This window comes from Massilia sp. DJPM01 (genome assembly GCF_030348125.1).
Taxonomy (GTDB): Bacteria; Pseudomonadota; Gammaproteobacteria; order Burkholderiales; family Burkholderiaceae_D; genus Telluria_A; species Telluria_A frigida.
In genome coordinates this window covers 1-3994 of the sequence record NZ_JAQOZV010000130.1, presented here as the reverse complement: position 1 = coordinate 3994, position 3994 = coordinate 1, and the positions used below count along the sequence as shown (strand labels likewise).

The 3994-nt window shown below is 52.7% G+C and carries 7 protein-coding genes; 4 read left to right on the top strand and 3 right to left on the bottom strand.

The window, feature by feature from the left end; genetic code table 11:
- Positions 1-360, top strand: a 360-nt coding sequence (locus PO883_RS33955) for a hypothetical protein (RefSeq protein ID WP_289313722.1), incomplete at its 5' end; no start/stop codon positions are given.
- 4 nt (positions 361-364) lie between these two features.
- On the top strand, positions 365-1390 hold the full coding sequence (locus PO883_RS33950; protein ID WP_289313721.1) for an IS5 family transposase: 1026 nt from the start codon (positions 365-367) through the stop codon (positions 1388-1390).
- Positions 1391-1605: 215 nt separating this feature from the next.
- Here the strand turns inward: PO883_RS33950 and PO883_RS33945 are convergent, their stop codons facing one another.
- Complete coding sequence (locus tag PO883_RS33945) at positions 1606-1992, bottom strand: hypothetical protein (protein WP_289313720.1); 387 nt, start codon at positions 1990-1992, stop codon at positions 1606-1608.
- A complete protein-coding gene (locus tag PO883_RS33940; RefSeq protein ID WP_289313719.1) occupies positions 1985-2212 on the bottom strand; it encodes a hypothetical protein in 228 nt (75 codons plus the stop codon). The genes PO883_RS33945 and PO883_RS33940 overlap by 8 nt, the downstream gene beginning before the upstream one ends.
- Before the next feature lie 93 nt (positions 2213-2305).
- Between PO883_RS33940 and PO883_RS33935 the strand changes: the two genes are divergently transcribed.
- Positions 2306-2872 carry a hypothetical protein gene (locus PO883_RS33935; protein ID WP_289313718.1) on the top strand — a complete coding sequence of 189 codons (567 nt, stop codon included), beginning with the start codon at positions 2306-2308 and terminating at the stop codon, positions 2870-2872.
- Between the two features lie 49 nt (positions 2873-2921).
- Complete coding sequence (locus PO883_RS33930) at positions 2922-3083, top strand: hypothetical protein (RefSeq protein WP_167092846.1); 162 nt, start codon at positions 2922-2924, stop codon at positions 3081-3083.
- Positions 3084-3168: 85 nt separating this feature from the next.
- Here the strand turns inward: PO883_RS33930 and PO883_RS33925 are convergent, their stop codons facing one another.
- Positions 3169-3681 carry a hypothetical protein gene (locus tag PO883_RS33925; RefSeq protein WP_289313717.1) on the bottom strand — a complete coding sequence of 171 codons (513 nt, stop codon included), beginning with the start codon at positions 3679-3681 and terminating at the stop codon, positions 3169-3171.
- Positions 3682-3994: the final 313 nt, after the last annotated feature.

Genomic DNA, 3994 nt, shown 5'->3' with positions numbered 1-3994 from the left:
CTGCTGCGCTGCGCGCGCATTGCCCGCGATGACGCTGCCAGGCAGGGCATTGCCTGCCACCTGGCCCTTGACGACGGGCTGGGCGCTCGTGCCAACCGTAACGTCCGCTGCGCCGCCGCTGCCTTGTTGCTGGGCGTCGGTCGAGACCGGGCCGGCGCCGCCGGCAGTACCGGCTGCCTGCGCGCCGATTTTGGTGCCGCCAGCGGCACCGTAGGTGTTGATCGCAGCCTCACCGCCAACGGCGACACGCTGGGTTGCCCATTCTGGACAACGCCGTTCGCGCTGACTGCGACTACATTAGGGGACCTCGAAAAACCGACCCAGCCGTGGCATCATAGCGGCTCCACGTTGCTGACCTAATTTCATGATCAAGACGAGTCTGTTTGCCGACCAAGAACGCGAAGCCAAGCTGAACAAGCTTGGTGATGCGCTCAAGGTGATGGAGCAGCATGGCGACTTCATCGCGCTTGCCGATGCCGTTGACGAAGCAGCTACGCGCCCCAGCCGCAAACGCGGCGGGCGTCCTCCATTCACGACCGAACTGATGGTTCGCATCCTGCTGGTCCAGCAGCTGTTCAACCTGAGCGACGAACAAATGGAATTCCAGTTGCTCGACCGCCTGAGCTTCCAGCGCTTTGTGGGAGTGCGTTCCAGTAGTCAGATACCGGACCGCACAACGATCTGGACGTTCAAGGAGCGTCTGCTCAAGGCTGGTGCCATCGAGAGTATCTTTGACGCCGTCAAGCGTCAGCTTTTCAGGCATGGCTATATTGCGCGTGGCGGTCAGATGGTCGACGCGAGCATCGTGCAGACGCCGAAGCAATCGATGAGCAAAGAGGAGAAGGCGCTCGTTGGAGAAGGTGCCATGCCAGTCGAGTGGACACCTGCGAAGCGCCGCCAGAAAGATATGGATGCGCGCTGGACCAAGAAGCATGGCAAGTCTTACTTCGGCTACAAGGTATCGGCCAACGCAGACAAGCGTTACAAGCTGGTATGCAAGATCAAGGTCAGCACGGCCAGCGAGCATGACACCCTTCATTTCGAGGCGGTGCTCGACCCATCGAATACCAATCGTAACGTCCTGGCAGATAAGGGCTACGTGGATGGCGCGCGCGAGGACAGGTTGACACAGCAGGGATGGCGCATGCACATCCAGCGCAAAGGAAGCAAGGGCAAGCCAATTTCGGAAACCCAAAAGCGCCGCAATACGCGCATCGCCAAGACCCGCGCCCGGATCGAGCATGTGTTTGCCGGCTTGGCCGAGATGGGGGGCAAGGGCCTGTGCACGATCGGGTTGGCGCGCGCCACGTTGCAGCTCAATTGGAAGGTCGCTGCTTACAATTTGCGGCGCCTGGTCTACTTGAAGGAGGCCAGGGTCGAGGCGTTCTGACGCCCGCAGTCCGTCCGGACGGCACAAAATGAGGTTCAGCGCCCATAAAATGGGCCGGAAGCGGCTCGGTCTGACATCAAAAACGCATTTGCCGGCATCGCGACCGGCGATTACGCGGGATTTACCGGTAATTCGAGGTGCCCAATAGTTTACAACAGTTCATTGCCGTGTTCACTCAGGCTGAATAGTTACCCTTTTTCGAGCTGCCCGGAAAACTATTTCTGATACCTCGAAATTAAACGAGCTACATTTCTCGCTACAGCTTCCGAATCAATCGGAAAATGAGAACAATACGCGTCCGAGGCAACTTTTATTAGATGAATATATTCACCAACACTTAATTTTGAACTTTCCATTTCACCGACAAAAAAAACCACTTCACCAAAAAAATCAGAATCATCCCAATCTTGATCTAGCGAATAGCTCAAGCCTTCATGAACATTGCAGCCAATACCGCCACTTGCATCTAAGACAAGTTGAGGAAAAGCCATCTTACCTTCATTCAACATAGTATTGAGCAAATAATAAAAATCCCCTCCGCCAGCGCCTTTTTCATCAAATGCCGCCTTAACGGTAACCAGCCAGTTCTCATCGTTATTCATTCTTATTTCCTAGGGGCAGAGTGATAAAGGCATTAATAGCCTTCCCAGTTTTTGCATCGGTTGTTACCTGAAAAAAATATCCATCTATTTTTGCAGTAAATTCGCGATTAAGCGGATTTGCTGCGAAAAATGGTTCTGCCTGAATCGCAGCTCTGCTCGACATTTCAGCGATTTTTTGGTCAGACAAAACCTTCGGATCATATACCGTTTTGGTGCGCATTGGCTTAAATCCATCAACAATTTTTTGTGCTGAGTCTTTTTTAGGTAATTGATATTCAATTAGTCCGAGGAATTTTGAATCAGTAATCGTATTATGTATCAGTCCGCCTTCTATTACAATGGACTCAAGAAATGCGTCGGCGTTATGAGCTCCAGAAACGGTTCCGTTTTTACCATTTCTTATCCCGATCTGCGTGTTGTGTTCAAGGTGGGCGATGGCGTTGCTGCCTTGCCGGAGTCGGCATCAAGCGACACGGATGGCGCCGCGCCGCCGACGGGAAGTGAGGCCGAAGGCACGGCCCATGACGGCAAAGCCGCGCCGGTCACCAACCATGGCAAGTCCCGCTCGCCGAGCAGGAAATCGCACACCAGGAAGGCTGGCAAGCAACCGGGTGCGCAAGGCTTCGGCCGCACCCAGCAACTCGCCATCGACGCGACGGTTCCCCATTTCGCCGACCAATGCGCAGTGTGCGGCCATGCCCTGCTACACGAAGGAGCCCAAGCCTATACCGGCTGGGACGAAATCGATATCGCCACCACGATCGACGGCGTTGCCGGGCTGCGGTTGCGGGTGAGCCGCCATTTGCTTCACGCAAGCACCTGCGACTGCGGACATGTGACACACGCGCCGCACCACGCGGCCCCGGACGATCCGTTCTAGGCCGCAGTCGCGCTGGGGCAATGGCGCCTGATCGGCCCGCATCTGGCCGGTGCCATTCTTTCTGGCGCTGCGCATGCGCCTGTCGCGTGCGCGCATCCGGGAATTCTTCACCGAACTGTTCGACCTGCGGCTGAGTACCAGCGTCATCGACGAAACCATCCGCGAGGCCGGCCGCGCCGTCGCGCCGCTGGAGGATGAAATGATCCGTTAAAACTGGTTTTTTCAAAAATGCCGCGCTTGGAGCGGACATTGCAGTGCGCACCATTGCAGTTTTTGAGTTTTGCAAGATGTCCAATCTATATGAGTTTTTCTTTAATCAAATCAACCGTTTTAGCAAATACATAGTGCCCGCCGTCCAATTTCGCTCCATCAGTGTATTTTGCAATGCCACATTGCTTGCATTCATATACCAGCTTGGCATTTTCCTCGTTTAAATACACACCCAATCCGTCGCGACCACAATTAGCGCACTTTTCATCCACCTCAAGTACGAGCAACATCTCAAAAGTATCTCGTAAAATCCGCGCAATGCTTTCCTTATCTTTTCCTTGTTGATTAAAGACTAGTTTTTTAAAAAAATGGAATTCTTCGCCACGCATTAATGATATTTCAACGGGATAATCTGACGCATCCAAAGTTATAAATCGATTAAATCCATAATCACTGAATGGCGGTCGCAAAAAATATTCTTTATACTTCCGGAGCCAATCCAGAATTACGTCTAGAATTTCGCGCGGACTCGCACCCTCATCCAAATTTCGAATATTCTCTTGAAATTTCGACCATATTCCTTTAAAACGATCACTCATTTCTTTACTCCCCTTACCGGATAAGCAGTAATTAAATTACCTCCACGATCTGTGAATACGGTAATAACCGAGGTAGGCGCACCACCTTCTTTTTTAGTTGTTAAACCAATCTCACGTCCAACATCGACAGTCCGCACGAATTGCCCCCCGTCTATTCCAGTAACTGGTGACTTAACGACGGTCGAACTTTGCAAAAGCTCTTTTAACTGTAACTATTCAGCCTGAGGGAACACGGCAATAAGCTGTTGTAAACTATTGCCAATTGCCGCATCATGTCGGCATGCCACCGAAGCCACCCCGTCCCGATCTTACA